The sequence below is a fragment of the Larkinella insperata genome (assembly GCF_026248825.1).
Taxonomy (GTDB): Bacteria; Bacteroidota; Bacteroidia; order Cytophagales; family Spirosomataceae; genus Larkinella; species Larkinella insperata.
In genome coordinates this window covers 5483156-5499390 of record NZ_CP110973.1, presented here as the reverse complement: position 1 = coordinate 5499390, position 16235 = coordinate 5483156, and the positions used below count along the sequence as shown (strand labels likewise).

The following is a 16235-nucleotide window of genomic DNA, read 5'->3' as shown; positions in this document are numbered from 1 at the left end:
ATTATCTCCGCTTAACTCCGCGAAACAACCCCAACCCTTATTTTGTCTTTCTCGCTTCCACCAGCGCCCGGATTTCGGATGCGGTTTTGTAGAGTTGCTCGCCCTTGCGGACTTTGGTCCGGATGAATTTGGGCCGCTTTTTAGTTTCTTCGAAAATCTTGCTGATGTATTCTCCCAAAAACGAAATTCCCAGCAAATTAATCCCGCCAAACAGCATCACCAGCACGATAACCGTTGAAAGACCGGCGGGCGTGTTGGGGAAAATCAGGAATTTGGCCAGAATTTGCCACAGAATGCCCAGCAACGACAGACCCGTCAGAAGAAAGCCCGCGTAGGACATCAGTTCGAGCGGGGCAAAGCTGAAGGAGAAAATGGCCTTCTTGGCCCACCAGATGTTTTTGGTCCAGTTGTTGGTCGAAACGCCGAACATGCGTTCCGGGCGGACGTAATCCACGCCCGTTTGCTTGAAACCGACCCAGGCCCGCAGGCCGCGCAGAAATTGCTCGGTTTCGGGCAGGGCCACCAGTTCGCGCACCACCTTTTGATCGATCATCGAAAAGTCACCCGCATCAACCGGGATGTTGATGTACGACATTTTCTTGAACAGCCGGTAGAACGTGCGGTAAAAGAAGTGGACGTGGGCGGGCATTTCGCGCTGCACCCGCACCCCGTACGTCACGTCGTAGCCTTGCTGCCACTTTTCGTAAAACTTCGGAATAATTTCGGGCGGGTCCTGCAGATCGCCGTCCATCAGCACCACGGCGTCACCGGTCGAGATTTCCATCCCGCTCAGGAACGCCGACTGCGAGCCGAAATTCCGCGAGTGGGAAATACCGATGACGTTCGGGTCCTTCGCGCAAATGGCGTCGATCACTTCCTCCTGGTTGTCGGGCGAGTTGTCGTTGACGAAGATAATCTCGTAGCGGACCTTCATTTCGTTGAACGTCCGGACCAGCCGTTCGTACATGATCGGGATGGCCTGGGCGTCTTTGTAACAGGCAATGATGGCCGTGATGACGGGGTTGAGCGTCGGGTTGGCAAAAGCCGGTAGCACGCGCTCGGCGTAGTTGTGCTGCACCTGCCAGTCGGCGGTTTTTTGCAGGCCCACCGTCAGGGGCGTACGGGCCTGCCAGCCCAGGTCGGCGTTGGCCGCTGCCGGGTCGCCGTACCAGTCGCTGAGGTCCCACTGCCGGTTGCCCATGCTGCCCCAGACCGGCTCAACCGTCAGACTGAAGGTTTGGCGGGTTTCTTCCACCAGTTCGCGCATGGTCGTTTTTTGTCCCGTGGCAATGTTGTAGGACCGGCCGCTGATGCTCTTATCAACGGTCAGAGCCGCCTTGACAAAGGCTTCCACGCAGTCGTCGATGTACACGAAATCGCGGCTGATGTCGGGCGAAACCAGCGGGGGCAGCGTGCCTTTACGGGCTTCTTCCACCAACCGGGGAATAAGCCGATCGGGTTCTTCCCAGCCGCCGTAAATGGAGTAAAGCCGTAAGTTCAGGGTTCTCAAACCGTGAACGCGGGCGTAAAATTCAAGCAGGTAAGCCGCCGAAACTTTCGATACGGCGTAGTGGCTGTTGGGCTCGACGCGGTCGGTTTCTTTGGGGGCGGTGCAGTTAAAACCGTATTCCGAGCTGCTCCCGGCGTGAATGTAAGCCGTGTCGGGGGTGCAGTTTTCCAGGATGTTAACCGTACCGTTGACGTTTGTCTCGTAGGTCAGGTTGACGTTTTTCTGCTTGCTGTACGCGCCGTAAGCCGCCAGGTTGAAAATCGTGCGGGGTTGGTAGCGACTAAAAACCTCCTGCACCGATTTATGGGAAAGAATATCGCAGTGAATGACGTTTTCGGCCGGAACGTTCAGCAGTTTCAGGCGCCAGGCTTTGGTGGCGTCGTGGGTCAGCGCGTAGCAATCTTTCCGAAGCTGGAAAATCTGATCGAATAAATTGGCACCGATAAAGCCGCTGGCTCCGAAGACAAAAATGGGTCCTTTTAGTTGCAGGATGCTGTCCCGGTACGGTAGGATCTGGTTAGACATTCGTTATTAACTAGTGTGAATCGGACCTTGGCGGTCGGCTATGCGGTAAAATACCGGTCGTGGATGTCGGCTTTGGCCTGCTCGTAGAGGTCGGCGTTCATGGGCAGGTAATGCCATTCGAGCCGGTTTTCCATGTACGAAACGCCTTTGCCTTTCACGGTATGCGCAATGATAACTTTGGGCTTGCCGTTGGCTTGCAGCCGCAGGGTGTCAACCGTTGCCACCAGGGTTTCCACATCGTGCCCGTCGGCTTCCACGACCTCAAACCCGATGGCCTGCCATTTGGTTACGTCGGCGGTGTCGCCAAACACATCGGTAGTGTGCCCGAAGCCCTGCAAACCGTTCTTGTCGATAAGCATCACCAGATTGTCCAGCCCCTGCTGCATGGCGTAGTGGGCGGCTTCCCAGGTGGTTCCTTCGTTGGTTTCGCCGTCGGAAAGCAGAACAAAAACCGCATTCGGGTTGCCTTGCAATTTGTTGGCGTGGGCGATGCCCGCAGCAATCGGCAGACCGTGGCCGAGCGAACCGGTGGCGAACGGAATTCCCTTGTGCTGGTTGGGGGCGGGGTGGGCGGGCAGGGTGGTACCGTTTTTATAAAACGTCTGCAGTTGGTCGTCCGAAATTTCGCCCAAATGGTTCAGGCAGACGTACAGAGCCGCAGCCGCGTGCCCCTTCGACAAGATAAACGTATCGTCCGGTTGTTTGCGAAGAATCAGCGTCGCAATCATCAGATCCAGGCAGCTCAGCGAACAGCCGATGTGCCCGGCATGGGCCATGTTGTACAATTCCAGTACTTTCAGCCGCAGTTGTCCACTGAGGATTGTTATGTCGTTCGTAGTTGTTGCCGGTGAAGTCATTTTAGTAACGGTATTTCGTTCCTTCGAGGTCAAAGATAGTGATTTTCTGACCGGTCTTGCCTTTGACGAGTACAATCTTGTCCCGTTCAGTGGTGTCGATCCGCTGGTAGTAGGTGGCATCCCGGGGCAAATAGATGTTTACCATCTGCGCATCAATAATGTCGTACGGCCGGCCGGTTTTGTCGATTTCGGTATATTCCTTGCGTTTCAGGGTCGGGTACAAAACCGTATCGCCGGGTGTGTACAGCTCTTGGATTTTCTGGGCCGAGTACCAAAAAGGGTTTGCCGAGCGGGTGAGGGCAAACGAAGTGTACTTGGGAGCCGTGTCGTTGTAGATCTGGCCCAACAGCAGAGCGATAAATCCCGCCTGAATAAACAGAACCGCAGCCAGCGGCAAGCTGAACCAAAGGCGTTGTGCGAAAAGTTTCCGAATCATCAGCGCCACCAGAATGCACACATATGGAAACGAAAAGCCCGAATACCGCTGCGTAATGCCGTAGGTATGCCCCGACCGAAAAGCCATCAGCAGCAGAAACAACGTGGGAATCAGCGACAGCATGATCAGAAACACAAGCAGCGGACGGTCGTCGGGCCGGAAGTCTTCCAGCAGGGAAAGACTGAGCAGGTAGAAAAACGGTAGCATGGCGGACAGAACCAGGTGTTGCAACGGATGAATGCTGTAGTACAACATTCCTGCCAAAAGCAACGCCGGGATCGCAAACTTAACCCACTGGGGCGTCTGACGCTGGTTCCGATACCGGTGAATGACGAAAATGCACAGCAGACCAACCAGGAGAGCTACGGCGAAATTCCGGTAGCCTACAATGGCCGTGCCAAGGCCGTTAGTAAAAATAACCAGGTCGGCGAAAATCGGCAGTGCCCGCCAGAAAACGTTTGGAACCGTAGCCGGGAGAATCAGCCCAAAACCGCTGTTAACCGGGTTTGTTTCGGCCAGATTGCGGTAAAATTCAGCCTGGTATTTCAGGGTTCCGAAGGTGGATTGCCCCCCGCCAAACAGCATCCACAAGGAAACACAACTCAGGGCGACGACAAACGTAAGGCCCAGTTTGGTCCAGACCGGCCATTTTCTGACGAAAAATAACACGTACAGGCCGTGGCTTAAAAATACCGTAGTGCTCAGGTAGTGCGAAAGGATCGAAATAGCGACGAGCGCACCGTATCCAGCATAAAGCCGACCCGAGGCTTTTCGGGCCTTTTCTTTTTCAATGATGATCAGAAAGACGTGCGTAGCGAGCAGCGTCAGAAAGAACGTCATCGTGTAGTTGCGGGCAATGTGGCTATGGGCAATGAACAACGGCTCAACGGTGGCAATGAACGCACTGATCAGGGCCAGGCGGTCGGTGGTTTTCGGAGCCAGCCGGATGTGACGTTTGACAAAAAAATAAACCAGCAGAACCGTCAGGGTGCTGAACAGGATCGACGGAAAGCGAATGGATAAGTCGCTCAGGCCAAACACTTTGATCCAGCTCCACAGCATGGCGTAGTAAGCCGGGCTATGGCCGATATCGCTTCGGGAAACCGCTTCGTTGAAGTCGGCCAGCGTTTTAGGACGCCAGAACTCTTTCGGCGTGAAATAAGGAGAGTTGGGCTTGTCGAAGACGTCGTGCTGATTGGCACCTTCTATCGGTATGCCCTGACTGATCAGGATTGTCGCTTTTTCGTCTAAAAAAAGTCCGTAGGTGTCAGAACGGTAAATGCGAAGAACAAACGCCAGCAGGACAATCCCGGACAGGATAAAGAGAGACGTTCGACGGTTTTGAGACATCAATTAAACAGTGTGAATAGCTTTTTGCGGGCAAAAATAAGGCCATTTTGCCGGACTTTCACATTTTCAGGATCGTAAATTCAACTCGGCGGTTGAGTCGGCGCTTTTCTTCGGTTTCGTTGCTGGCAATGGGTTTGCTAGGTCCCCAGGCTTTGGTTTGAATCCGGTTGTCGGCGACGCCCTGACCCATCAGATACTCCTTTACTACCCGAACCCGGTCCTGGGATAGTTTCATATTGAGGTCCCATTGTCCCTGATTATCAGTGTGTCCGTCCACCTGAATTTCCATCGTCGGGAAGTCTTTCAGCATCTGGGCTACCCGGTCGAGTTCGGCGTTGGAACCGCTCAGCAGCACGGCTTTACTCTGCTCGAAGAGGACCTCGTGCAGCACCACCCGCTGGCCGGTTTTTATGGGAGTCAGCACGATAGTTTTCCGGATTTCCCGAAACCGTTTATCCCGGCTCAGGTCGAGCGGTTCGGTGGTTGGAAAATAGCCCTCGCGGCTGGCCGTCAGGTTGTAGTTGCTCTGGGTTGGCAGCAAAAGCTTGTAGTCGCCCGTTTCGGGGTCATACTTAATCCGGCTTTGTTCCTTGTTGCCGGGCGTCACCGTCGACAAGACTTCGGCGGCAATCGGTTTTTTGGTCAGGCCGTCGATTACCTGACCCGACACGATGGCGACGGGGTCGGGTTTGACGGCCGGATACAACTTCAACCGGAAAATATCTTCCCCGCCCATTGAATTCTGGATGGAACTGAGGTAGGCGTAATCGCCCGTGGCCGGAATCGTGAAATACCCGTCCCATTCCGGCGTATTGATGTTCGGCCCCAGGTTTTCGGGTTCCGACCAGTTGGTCCAGGTATCGTCCAGCCGCCGACTCACAAAAATGTCACCGTTGCCGTATTCGGGCCGGCCGGCGGAGGTAAAATACAGGGTTCGGGAGTCGGAAGCCACAAACGGTGCGCCTTCGTACTCGGCCGTGTTCAGCACCGGACCCATGCTGATCGGTTCGCTCCAGGTCTGGTCGGGTTGCAAAAACGACACGTACAGGTCCTTGTTGCCAATCGAGTTCCGGCGCTGAACCGAGAGGACAATGGTTTTGCCGTCGGGCACGATGGCGTATTCGGTGTAGGCGTTTTTGTGCAGGTTGTGGTTGTTACTGATGACCACCTCCGTCGGGAACGACCAGCCGTTTTTACCGAGCGTCGATTTGGATAAACCGTACGTTACCGTACCGTCAGGTTTGTACACGTTAATCAGGTAGAGCGTCCGGCCGTCCGGCGACATGCCGCTGACGGCGTTGTCGGCGGTGGTGTTGATGGGCGGGCCAATGTTGACGGCTCGGCCCCACTCGCCGTTGGGTTGAAGGATGGAATACCAGACGTCCTGGCTGCGCGGGTCGCCGGTATTGCTCTCGTGTTGACCCCGGGTGAAATACAACGTTTTGCCGTCCGGCGCAATCACCGGCGCCACTTCCTGGCCCCGGGAGTTGATCTGCGGCCCCAGGCTTTCCTTCACCAGGTCTTTGGGCGCGTCTTTCGAAACGTTGATGGTGACGTTGATGGGTTCAGCCGTGTCGGAAATCCCGATGGCGTCGATCTGGTTAGGGCCTTTGACCAGGCTGGGCCGCATGACAACTTTAACGGTATTGGCCACCAGCGATTGTTCGTTGAGCGCAACCCGCAGCAGGGGCGTCTGGCCCGCTTCCGAGCCAGCGCCGGTATTTTTGTAAACCAGGTTCTCCGTTCCCGAACCGTCGATGACCAGCACCTGGGTAATGGCACCCGGGTTTCCGCTCTGAAAAATGGCGATCTGCCGGATGGGAATGGCTTCTCTGAAGCGAACCGTAATCCATTCGTCGTTCGGACCGTCGGGGTAGAGGGGAGCCCAGGCGCAGGGGTTGTCGCCCACCCGGGGCAGTCGGTTGGGTTTGCCCAGAATCTGGCTGGATCGGTACTGCTGGGTGTAGGCTTCACCGCGCCCGTCGGAGGAAAATCCCACCACCGAACTGGCCCACTGGACGGTTTGCCCCGTAGCCTTCGGCGAAAAGAAAAGAGCCCATCCCAACACGATTAAAACACCCCGAATCATGTAAACAAGTTTGCTAATGATGAATTATGAATAAGGAACGATGAAGGGAGCCGTTCATTTTATACGTAATTTATCATTCCTGACGCATCATTCATAACTCAGCATTCCAATTAATTCGTATATACTTTGTATTCCCAGGGTTTAAGCGCAAACGTTAAAGAATTTCGTAGTTCGGCGGGTTCGCGGCTGAAAACTTCGGTAAAAACGCCTTCAAAGCCGTCGCCGTTGAGCCGGATGGTCTGAGGAGTCGGGCTTAAGTTGACAATCACCACGATCTGGTCGTTATCCTGTTTGCGGTAAAACGCATACACTTTGTCGTCCTTTTCGGTTGGAATTTTCATGAGTTCCCCCCCGGCCTGACCATTCCAGAGCGCCCGGTTGCGGTGTTTGAGCGTCAGCAGGGTTTTGTAAAACTCCGCCTTGGCGTAGTTGCCCCAGTAGATCGGGTCTTTTTCGTAGAATTTCAGCCGTTTGCTCAGGTTAGACTCCATCCCGTTGTAAACCAGCGGCATCCCGTCGAAGGTAAAGGCCAGCACCGTAAAGGCATCAATTCCGTTGCCGAATAGTTCCGACCCGGTACCGGTCCAGGCATTCTCATCGTGGTTCTGCGTAAAATGCATCTGGTAATACCAGGGCGGAAAGCGTTGCTTGTTGTGGGCCAGCAGCGAATCGAGGGCGGTAGCCGGACGCTTGCCTTTGGCAATTTGCTGCATGAGCTGGAAGGCGCTCCAGCCGTAGTTCATATTGAAACACTCTTTAAAGTGCTCGGGCTTATCTTCCCACTCGGCCAGCATAAAAACGGGTTTGATGCGGTCCAGCTTCGGCCGCAGTTCAGCCCAGAAGTCATCGGGCACAAAACCGGCTACCTCGCACCGGTAGCCGTCAACGTCGCATTCGCGAATCCAGAATTGCATGGCGTCGATCATGGCGGCCCGCAGTTCGGGGTTCTGGTAGTTCAGGTCCACCACATCGGGGCGGTTGGTCACCCGGCCCTGGTCGTCGATGGGGGCGCTCAGTTTTCCGTTGATTTTGGTATACCAGTCGGGGTGCTGTTTTACCCAGGAATGGCTGCGGCCGGTATGGTTGGGCACCCAGTCGAGAATAACGTGCATACCAAGGTCGTGAGCCTGTTTGACAAACGCTTTAAAATCGGCCATCGTGCCGTACTCCGGATTGACGGCTTTGTAATCTTCCACCGCATAGGGATTGCCAGCGGTCCCCTGCAAGTTTTCTTTGCTGATGGGGTGAATGGGCATGAGCCAGAGAATATCGACGCCCATTTCCCGTAAACGGGTCAGTTGCTGTTCAACGGCTTTGAAGGTTCCTTCTTCGGAAAACTGCCGCACGTTGACTTCGTAAATGGTTGCGTTGCGGGTCCATTCGGGACTCGGAAGGCGGTGGGTAGCTACCGTGGAATCGTTGGTTTGGGTCGGTTCATTCCCGTTGGTGGGGGTTTGTTTGCAGGAGAGAACGGAAAAAAACAGCAGCGTTCCTGCCAGTAAACTGTAAACTATTTTCGTTTGCATGCCAAGATGTTAAGCTCGAATGAAATTAGTTTAGGCCAGCCGGGCCTCCTGCCGGGCCGTGGGGGTAAAATACTTTAACGCACGAATGGCCTCCGTAGGGTCGGTGGCCCGGAAAACCGAGCTCCCGGCAACCAGCGCATCCGCCCCGGCCTCCACCAAAGCCGCCACATTATCGGTTCCCACGCCCCCATCCACTTCAATGATGGGCGGCTGGCTGACCCCGGCTAGCAGCTTGCGCAGCTTCCGGATCTTCTGCAACGTCTGCGGAATAAAGGATTGACCGCCAAAGCCCGGATTGACCGACATGATCAGGATCAGGTCGAGGTTGTCCAGCACGTCGGCCAGCAGCTCCACCGGGGAGTGCGGGTTCAGCGCCACGCCCGCTTTGCAACCCGTTTCCCGAATTTGCGTCAGGGTACGGTGCAGGTGCGTACTGGCTTCCAGGTGAACGGTAATGGTGCCGGGCCGATCGGGATGGGCCGCCCCCGCTTTGGCAAACGCATCGATGTACCGTTCCGGCTGAACAATCATCAGGTGAACGTCTAGGGGTTTGGTGGCGTGGCGATTGATGGCTTCGCAGACCGGAATACCAAACGAAATATTGGGAACGAAAACGCCGTCCATGATATCCACGTGAATCCAATCGGCCTCCGAACGGTTCAGCAATTCAACATCGCGTTGCAGGTTGGCAAAATCAGCCGCCAGAATGGATGGCGCAATCAGGGGTGGCGTCATGAAACAGATTTATCAGTTAACGTTTGGGTCTGCCTTGGCAAAGTTGGCACCAAAATTAAGGGTTTTTGTCCGAACAATTCGGTAATCATGGCCAACTTAGTAAAGGAATTGTCTGGAATGTCTTCTAATTTAGCCCGACAAAGACAGCATACGTCCAGTTTTAAAATACATGAATCCACAGGAAAGAATTGCCGAGCTGACGGATCGGCTGAACTATTATAACTACCAATACTACCAAAACAGTATTTCGGAGGTGGATGATTTTACCTTCGACAAACTGCTGGAAGAACTTGCGGCTCTGGAAAAGCAATACCCGGAATTCAGCCGGCCCGATTCGCCCACGCACCGCGTTGGGGGCACGATCAGTAAGGAATTTGCAACGGTTTACCACCGGTTTCCGATGATGTCGCTGGGCAACACCTACTCGGAAGCGGAACTGACGGAGTTCGACAACCGGGTGCGCCGGGGCCTTCACGATGCGCCTTACGAATACGTCTGTGAGCTAAAGTTCGACGGGGTGGCCCTTAGCATGACCTACGAAAACGGGGTGCTGGTGCAGGGAGCAACCCGGGGCGATGGCGTCCGGGGTGACGATATTACGTTCAACGTGCGAACCATCCGGACGCTGCCGCTGAAAGTGACCGATCCGGGCGTGCCGGCCTTGTTTGAGGTGCGCGGGGAGGGTTTTCTGCCGCTGGCCGAATTTGAACGGATTAACAAAGAGCGCGAAGACATTGGCGAACCGCTGCTGGCCAATCCGCGCAACGCGGCTTCCGGCACGTTCAAACAGCAGGATTCGGCCGCGGTGGCCAAACGACGGCTGGATTGTTATCTCTACTCGTTTCTGTCGGAACCGGAAGTGTTTCAGACGCACGAAGAAAGCCTGATCGCCATGAAAAACTGGGGCTTTAACGTGTCACCAACCTGGCGGAAATGCGCCACCATGCAGGAAGTGTTTGCCTTCATCAACGAGTGGGAAACCCGGCGGTATGAATTGCCGCTGGCGACCGACGGTATTGTGATCAAAATCAACCGCTACGACCAGCAGCGCGAACTGGGCTACACGGCCAAAAGTCCGCGCTGGGCGATTGCCTTCAAATACAAGGCTTTAGCGGCCAGTACAACGCTCAACAGCGTTTCCTACCAGGTGGGGCGCACCGGCGCCGTAACGCCCGTAGCCAACCTCAAGCCCGTGTTGCTGGCGGGAACGGTGGTGAAGCGGGCATCGCTGCACAATGCCAACGAAATTCAGCGGCTGGGGGTGATGTTGCACGATACGGTTTTCATTGAAAAAGGGGGGGAAATCATTCCGAAGATTACCGGCGTTGATCTGACCCAGCGTACCGATGCCGTCGAACCCATTGTTTACCCCACGGTTTGCCCGGCCTGCCAGACGCCCTTGATCCGCAAAGAAGGGGAAGCGCATTTTTACTGCCCCAACGAAAAAGGCTGTCCACCGCAGCAACAGGCCCGGTTTGAGCATTTCATCCAGCGCCGGGCGATGAACATTGAGAGCCTGGGCGAAGGCAAAATTGAGTTGCTGATTGATCGGGGGCTGGTGCGTAGTCCGGCGGATTTATACGACCTGAAGGCCGAGCAACTCCTGGGGCTGGAAAAAGCCTACAATGACCGCAACGGCGGACCGTCTGAAACCGGAAAAACGCGGGTGGTCAGCCTGCGGCAGAAATCGGTCGACAACATCCTGACGGCCATTGAGCGGTCCAAGGCGCAACCGTTTGCCAATGTGCTGTTTGCGCTCGGCATCCGGTACGTGGGCAACACCACGGCGGAAAAGCTGGCCGATTATTTTGGCAACATGGACGCCTTGCGGACGGCATCGTACGAAGCGCTGCTGGGGGTGCCCGAAGTGGGCGACCGCATTGCGCAGAGTCTGGTGGCCTGGTTTGCCGATCCCGAAAATCAGGTGTTTATTGAACGGCTCCGGCTGGCGGGTTTGCAGATGGAAACCGACCGGGTGGCCGTCGAGAAGAAAGGCGAGTCGCTGGTGGGGAAGACGTTTCTGTACACGGGTACGTTTGCCAACTTTTCGCGCGAAGAACTCGAAAGTGAAATCGAAGCGCACGGCGGCAAACTACTGAGCGGGGTTTCCAAAAAGCTCAACTACCTGATCGTGGGTGAAAACGCCGGTCCGTCGAAAGTCGAAAAAGCGCAGAAGATGGGCGTCACCCTGATCGGGGAGGATGAGTTTCTGGCGATGGTAAATGTTTAGGAATGACAGAAAAACCGTACCTTTGTCTAAGTTCCGTTTTACTTATTCCTTCTAATCCAGAAAACAAGTAGATGAATACTCGTTTCCACGGCGTTGGGGTCGCCATTGTAACCCCGTTTAACGACGACATGACCGTTGATTTCGACGGGTTTGGTCGGGTCGTTCAGCACATTTCCGACGGCGGTGTCGATTATGTTGTGCTGCAAGGTACCACGGGCGAATCGCCCACGGTGACAAAAACGGAAAAGAAACAGTTGCTTCAGTATTTAAAGGAAAATAACCCGAAGAAATTACCGATCGTCTACGGCGTGGGTGGCAACGTTACGCCGGAGGTCGTTGCGTCGATGAAGGAAACGGATTTCGAAGGCGTCGATGCCATTCTTTCGGTTTGTCCTTATTACAATAAACCCGGCAAACGCGGGGTGATCGAACACTTCACGCGCATCGCGGATGCCAGCCCGGTGCCGGTTATTCTCTATAACATTCCCCCCCGGACGGGCATCAACATGTCGGCGGAAACGATCTGTACGCTGGCCGAACACCCCAATATCATTGGCGTCAAGGAAGCGTCCTGCATCATTGAACAGTGCATGGAGATTGCCCGCGACAAACCGGAAGATTTTCTGCTGATTTCGGGCGACGATGTGCAGGCTGTTCCCATTATCAGCATCGGCGGTGTTGGGGTGATGTCCGTTATCGCCAATGCGTTCCCGACGAAGTTTTCGGAAATGATTCACGCGGCCCTGCGTGGTGATTTCGCCTTTGCGCAGAAAGAACTGGGCCATTTCCTGCGCATCGATCCGCTTTTGTACGAAGAAGGCAACCCGGTGGGCATCAAGAAAATTCTGGAAATACTGGGTCTTATTTCATCGAACGTGCGGCTGCCACTTTACCCGGCTGCCGACGAGTTAGGCGAACGCATGCGGGCCGTGTTGCAACAGGATAAACTGGTTGAACTGGTGGCCTGATCACTGGATAAGAGCTGACAAAAAAGCCGAAACCGGGGCCCGGTTTCGGCTTTTTTATGCGATATGGTTTGGGCGTTAGCTTCTTCGACCACCAAACAGGCGGGCAAACCCCCAGATAACGAGTACAATGACGCCAATAACCAGCAGCGCTCCGGTCCAGGCACCGGCTTTGAAAATACCGCCTACCAGTTCGCAACTGGTCATGCCAACCAGCAGGAACAGGGAAATGGCCAATGTGTATAGAAAGTGAGTGAAATTACGCATGACGTTGATGGGTTTTAGTTTTCTAGTCAAACTACCAACTTCCTCACTTTGTTTTTTTAGACATTCCACCAGTACGTCAGTTTCAGCACCAGCGCCCGGTTTTTTACACTCAGCGAACCGGGTAAGTAGTTATCCGTGTACACAATAAACAAGTCGGAAACGGGCGCGTAACGCCATTGCAAGCGGGTGTTGAGGTTCACGTTTCGGGCCTGTTCGTTGTACTGGACGAAAGTGGTGAAGAACAGGTTGTTGGTCATGGTCAGGTCGATGCGGGGGCCGACAAGCCAGAATTTGGCCGTAGTCAGCGGTTCGGGCAACCGGATTTCGTTGTAGTTGGCCGTCAGCGCCAAACTGACGTAGGGTTGAAACCGGTAGCCCAGCGCGGTTACAAGGTTCAGGCGGGTGCCCTCGGCGTAATAACCGCCGTACCGCGCCGAAACCGAGTAGGTAAACAAACTTTGCGGCTTCGAAATGTAGTCGGCCCCGATGGTTTTCCAGCGGTGTTCGGTGCCCCGCGCCAGGGTGTCGCGCCCGGTGTTGGTGGGATCAAACGGGGCCAGCAAACGAATGTATGACTGGCTGGCCCAGAAGGATAATACGCTTCGCGACCGGAACGTAGTGGTATACAGGGCCATCGTCTCGTTATCGGTCTGCCGGAAGGATTCATTGTAAATATAGGCCGACGAAAGCTGGGGGCCGTGACTCAACACCGAGCCGCCTTTGGGAAACATCAAGTAACTGGCCGTCGGGTTGAATCGGACATACCCCCGGCGCGGTACGTATCCTACCTCGGCGGAGTAATTCTGACCGACGTACTCGTGTTGCCAGCCCACAATCCATTTGCGCGTAGTATACAGCAGGTTGGCCGCGTGAACCAGGCTCCGGTTGGAGTTTGCCGGGTCGAATGACTTCAGCAGAATGGCTTTGCCCGTCCAGACGTTGTTGGAAGAAGCCAGGTTATATTCCAGGCCAAAGTTCCGGTTGTACTTTGAATAGGTTGGCTTGCCCAGCTCCGGCTCGTAATTCAGTGATTCCTTGTTGATGAAAATCGCCCCGATGTTGGACCGGGAGAATACCCGGCGCTGGAGCGCGACAACCGCAAAGTTCTGGGCGGGCAAACCGGTTTCGTCCACCTTGCCGGTCTGCATGTCCATCAGGCCGATCCGCCAGTCTTTGTTGAGCTTGCCGCTGAGCCGCGCCCCAAACCGGATGGGAACGCCCAGGCCAATGCGCCGGGAGAAAAAAGGCCGGATGTTGGCGTAGCCGAAGTTGGAAAGCTGGTCGCCGTTTTCCAGAAAAAACTGCCGCCGTTCGGGGAAAAATAATTCAAACCGGTCGAGGTTGGTCACCTGCTGGTCGACGTCCACCTGCGAAAAGTCGGGGTTAACGGTTAAATCCAGGTTGAGCGATGAGGTAATGGCCACCTTGGCGTCAACACCGGCATCGCCCCGGTACGCGGTCGGTTTATCGGTTTGGTAGTTTCGGCTCAGACCGCCCAGCACGTAGGGAATAACCGAAATATTCGGTCCGACCTGCGGGGGCGCCTGGTCCCAAAGGATGGAGCCGGTGTAGGCCAGCGATGCCGTCGGGAACTGCCGCGGTACCGGCGCCCAGCTCGATTTTTCGGTGGTCAGCAGGTCATTTCGGCTAAAATTGATTCCCCAGCGGGTAATGCCTTTTTTGTAGCGAATGGATTTAAAGGGAATGGCAGCTTCAAACACGTACCGGTCTTCGTAGTTTTTAACGGCCGAGTACCACTTGTTATCCCAGCTCAGGTTGGCCCTTCCGCCCTCGTAGAGTAAACCATCCCACTGCGCCCCTACGGCGTTGGTCCCGAAGGTAAAGCCGTTGGTCTGGTCGTCGAAGGGGTCCATGAAAAAAATGAAGTTGTCGTTTTTCTGGAACTCCCAGTCCCGCCGGAGCGACTGCACAAACGGCCGGTCGGCCCACGAACTGTCGGGCTTGCGGGCATAGTAACAAACGGCGATGATGTAGAAATTTTGCTGATCGTACGTCATCTTCACGTCCGTCCGGAGTTTGGCAAAGCTGGTGTCCATCGGCAGCACCATGAAAAAATCGGTGGCCGTTTCGGCTTCCAGCCAGGCTTGTTCGTCCATCACCCCGTCGATTTTGATGTGGGGCGTCCGGTCGGTCGGGATGGTCTGACGGATGTGGTACTGGTACGCTTCGTTTTTCTTTTGGGCGAAAAGGGAAGTACAAACGAAAAGGAAAGGAAGTAGAATTCGGAAAAGTTTCACAAATAGGCGGAATTATAATGGGTTTTACGACTGGATAGACAAAGATAAGGTAAGTCTGCTCGGGAATGTTAAAATAGTATTTGTAATTTAATGGTATACTTAACCAAGAATTAAACGTTGAATCAGCCCCTAACCACCATCCAGAAGGAAACGGCTTCCGCCGAAAAACCGTCCGCGCGCTCGGCGCTGCTCGTGGGCAGCCTGCCCTTTTCCGACGAAAAAGAATGCATGACCCGCGCCCTCGACGCGCTGGCCCCGGTCTTGTTTTGCCTGCCCGATGGGGAGATTGGCGAGAAATCACCCGCGTTTCCGAAAGGCAACCGGATTGCCTGGGTGGTGTACGCCATCGAGAAAATTACCGCCGACCCGGCCAACTGGAAACTGGTGAAAACTCCCGTTCGCGGGGAAGACGGCATGGCCACCAGCTACGATCACTTACAAAAGCTCAAGCCGTTGCGGTCGCCCGCTGAAATGCCGCAGCACGTCCGGCTGGGCTACGACGATTTTTTTCGAACTAGCTACCCGATTTTCAGGCAATTGCGCGAAGCGTACCAACGGCCGGATCTGAAATTTCAGTTGGGTGTGCCCACCGGTTTTGCGATGGGGTTCGCGTTTGATAGCCAGCTCCAGTGGCTGCGCTACACCTACGCGTTCAATACCGTCATCGCCCGCGAGGTCAATGCCGTGCTGGAGGAAGCCGGAGACGATGTGATTGTTCAGCTCGAAGTACCCCCGGAATTGTACGCGGCTTACCTGCTGCCAAAGCCCCTGCTGGCGCTGGCCCTCAAACCCATCCGGGATCTGCTCTCGAAGATCAGGCCCGGCGCGCAAATCGGGATGCATTTGTGCCTGGGCGATTTTCACAATCACGCGCTCATCCACCCGAAGACACTCGATAAGATGGTGGTCTTTTCCAACAAAATGGTTGAACGGTGGCCGTCGCAGCACACGCTGGTCTATGTGCATTATCCGCTGGCGGAGGGGGCGGTCCCGCCGTCTCTGGAAGCCGGTTATTATGCTCCCCTGAAGAACCTGAAGTTGCCGCCCGCGACCCGCCTGATTGCCGGGTTTGTTCACGAAGGGCGGACCCTGGCCGAAAACAAACAAATTCGGGACTATATTGAAGCGGCTAGGGGCCAGACTGTCGATGTGGCAACTTCCTGCGGCCTGGGTCGCCGGACGCCCGAAACGACCGCAAACCTGCTGAAGCTGATGGCGGAGTTGACGGTGTAAGACCAACGGGCCGGAAATCGCTTTTCCGGCCCGTGTTGAACGTTGAAGGTTTCTATTTAACTGCTGTGTCCGCCTTTGGAGCCTCCGGTCGAGCCGCCACCGCTGTGGCTACCTTTGCTGCTGTTGGTTTTGGAGGTCCCTCTCCGTCCGCCGGTCGAACCATGCTGGGGGCCATTGCTTTGTTTGGCACCTTTCTCACCACCGCCCAGCATCTCCTCATACTCTTTCAAATCTTTATCAGCCATAACAGTTCA

12 protein-coding genes are annotated in these 16235 nt (G+C 55.1%); 3 read left to right on the top strand and 9 right to left on the bottom strand.

The annotated features are described in order from the left end of the window. Positions 1–37: 37 nt before the first annotated feature. The 6 genes from OQ371_RS22150 to rpe all read right to left on the bottom strand — a co-directional run bounded on the left by OQ371_RS22150 (position 38) and on the right by rpe (position 9028). Positions 38–2035 carry an NAD-dependent epimerase/dehydratase family protein gene (locus OQ371_RS22150; RefSeq protein WP_265990512.1) on the bottom strand — a complete coding sequence of 666 codons (1998 nt, stop codon included), beginning with the start codon at positions 2033–2035 and terminating at the stop codon, positions 38–40. A gap of 38 nt (positions 2036–2073) precedes the next feature. Then, positions 2074–2892 (bottom strand): transketolase, encoded by an 819-nt coding sequence (locus OQ371_RS22145; protein ID WP_265990511.1) that lies wholly within the window; start codon positions 2890–2892, stop codon positions 2074–2076. Between the two features lies 1 nt (position 2893). Continuing rightward, a complete protein-coding gene (locus tag OQ371_RS22140; protein WP_265990510.1) occupies positions 2894–4678 on the bottom strand; it encodes a glycosyltransferase family 39 protein in 1785 nt (594 codons plus the stop codon). A gap of 58 nt (positions 4679–4736) precedes the next feature. After that, on the bottom strand, positions 4737–6767 hold the full coding sequence (locus OQ371_RS22135) for an OmpA family protein (RefSeq protein ID WP_265990509.1): 2031 nt from the start codon (positions 6765–6767) through the stop codon (positions 4737–4739). Between the two features lie 110 nt (positions 6768–6877). Next, the gene (locus OQ371_RS22130) at positions 6878–8293 is read right to left on the bottom strand and encodes an alpha-amylase family glycosyl hydrolase (RefSeq protein ID WP_265990508.1); all 1416 of its coding nucleotides are present in this window, start codon (positions 8291–8293) and stop codon (positions 6878–6880) included. 30 nt (positions 8294–8323) lie between these two features. Beyond that, positions 8324–9028, bottom strand: a complete 705-nt coding sequence (rpe, locus tag OQ371_RS22125) for a ribulose-phosphate 3-epimerase (protein ID WP_265990507.1) — start codon at positions 9026–9028, stop codon at positions 8324–8326. A gap of 169 nt (positions 9029–9197) precedes the next feature. Here rpe and ligA point away from each other — a divergent pair, with 169 nt between their 5' ends. Further along, positions 9198–11258, top strand: coding sequence for an NAD-dependent DNA ligase LigA (gene ligA / locus OQ371_RS22120; protein ID WP_265990506.1), 2061 nt, complete (start codon positions 9198–9200; stop codon positions 11256–11258). 71 nt (positions 11259–11329) lie between these two features. Then, a complete protein-coding gene (gene dapA, locus OQ371_RS22115) occupies positions 11330–12226 on the top strand; it encodes a 4-hydroxy-tetrahydrodipicolinate synthase (protein WP_265990505.1) in 897 nt (298 codons plus the stop codon). A gap of 75 nt (positions 12227–12301) precedes the next feature. Here dapA and OQ371_RS22110 read toward each other — a convergent pair whose 3' ends face one another. Continuing rightward, the gene (locus OQ371_RS22110; RefSeq protein ID WP_265990504.1) at positions 12302–12490 is read right to left on the bottom strand and encodes a hypothetical protein; all 189 of its coding nucleotides are present in this window, start codon (positions 12488–12490) and stop codon (positions 12302–12304) included. Between the two features lie 56 nt (positions 12491–12546). Then, positions 12547–14748 (bottom strand): DUF5916 domain-containing protein, encoded by a 2202-nt coding sequence (locus OQ371_RS22105; protein ID WP_265990503.1) that lies wholly within the window; start codon positions 14746–14748, stop codon positions 12547–12549. A 117-nt stretch (positions 14749–14865) separates the two neighbouring features. Here OQ371_RS22105 and OQ371_RS22100 point away from each other — a divergent pair, with 117 nt between their 5' ends. Beyond that, entirely contained in the window at positions 14866–15981 is a 1116-nt protein-coding gene (locus tag OQ371_RS22100) for a hypothetical protein (protein ID WP_265990502.1), read from the top strand. Between the two features lie 56 nt (positions 15982–16037). On the opposite strand, the gene OQ371_RS22095 is transcribed toward OQ371_RS22100, so the two are convergent. Continuing rightward, entirely contained in the window at positions 16038–16226 is a 189-nt protein-coding gene (locus OQ371_RS22095; protein ID WP_265990501.1) for a hypothetical protein, read from the bottom strand. Positions 16227–16235: the final 9 nt, after the last annotated feature.

Bases quoted from the DNA above. Each gene is read 5' to 3' on its own strand.
- OQ371_RS22095 (WP_265990501.1), bottom strand. From the start codon at position 16,226: ATGGCTGATAAAGATTTGAAAGAGTATGAGGAGATGCTGGGCGGTGGT.
- OQ371_RS22130 (WP_265990508.1), bottom strand. From the start codon at position 8,293: ATGCAAACGAAAATAGTTTACAGTTTACTGGCAGGAACGCTGCTGTTT.
- ligA (WP_265990506.1), top strand. From the start codon at position 9,198: ATGAATCCACAGGAAAGAATTGCCGAGCTGACGGATCGGCTGAACTAT.
- OQ371_RS22150 (WP_265990512.1), bottom strand. From the start codon at position 2,035: ATGTCTAACCAGATCCTACCGTACCGGGACAGCATCCTGCAACTAAAA.
- dapA (WP_265990505.1), top strand. From the start codon at position 11,330: ATGAATACTCGTTTCCACGGCGTTGGGGTCGCCATTGTAACCCCGTTT.
- rpe (WP_265990507.1), bottom strand. From the start codon at position 9,028: ATGACGCCACCCCTGATTGCGCCATCCATTCTGGCGGCTGATTTTGCC.
- OQ371_RS22140 (WP_265990510.1), bottom strand. From the start codon at position 4,678: ATGTCTCAAAACCGTCGAACGTCTCTCTTTATCCTGTCCGGGATTGTC.
- OQ371_RS22135 (WP_265990509.1), bottom strand. From the start codon at position 6,767: ATGATTCGGGGTGTTTTAATCGTGTTGGGATGGGCTCTTTTCTTTTCG.
- OQ371_RS22145 (WP_265990511.1), bottom strand. From the start codon at position 2,892: ATGACTTCACCGGCAACAACTACGAACGACATAACAATCCTCAGTGGA.
- OQ371_RS22110 (WP_265990504.1), bottom strand. From the start codon at position 12,490: ATGCGTAATTTCACTCACTTTCTATACACATTGGCCATTTCCCTGTTC.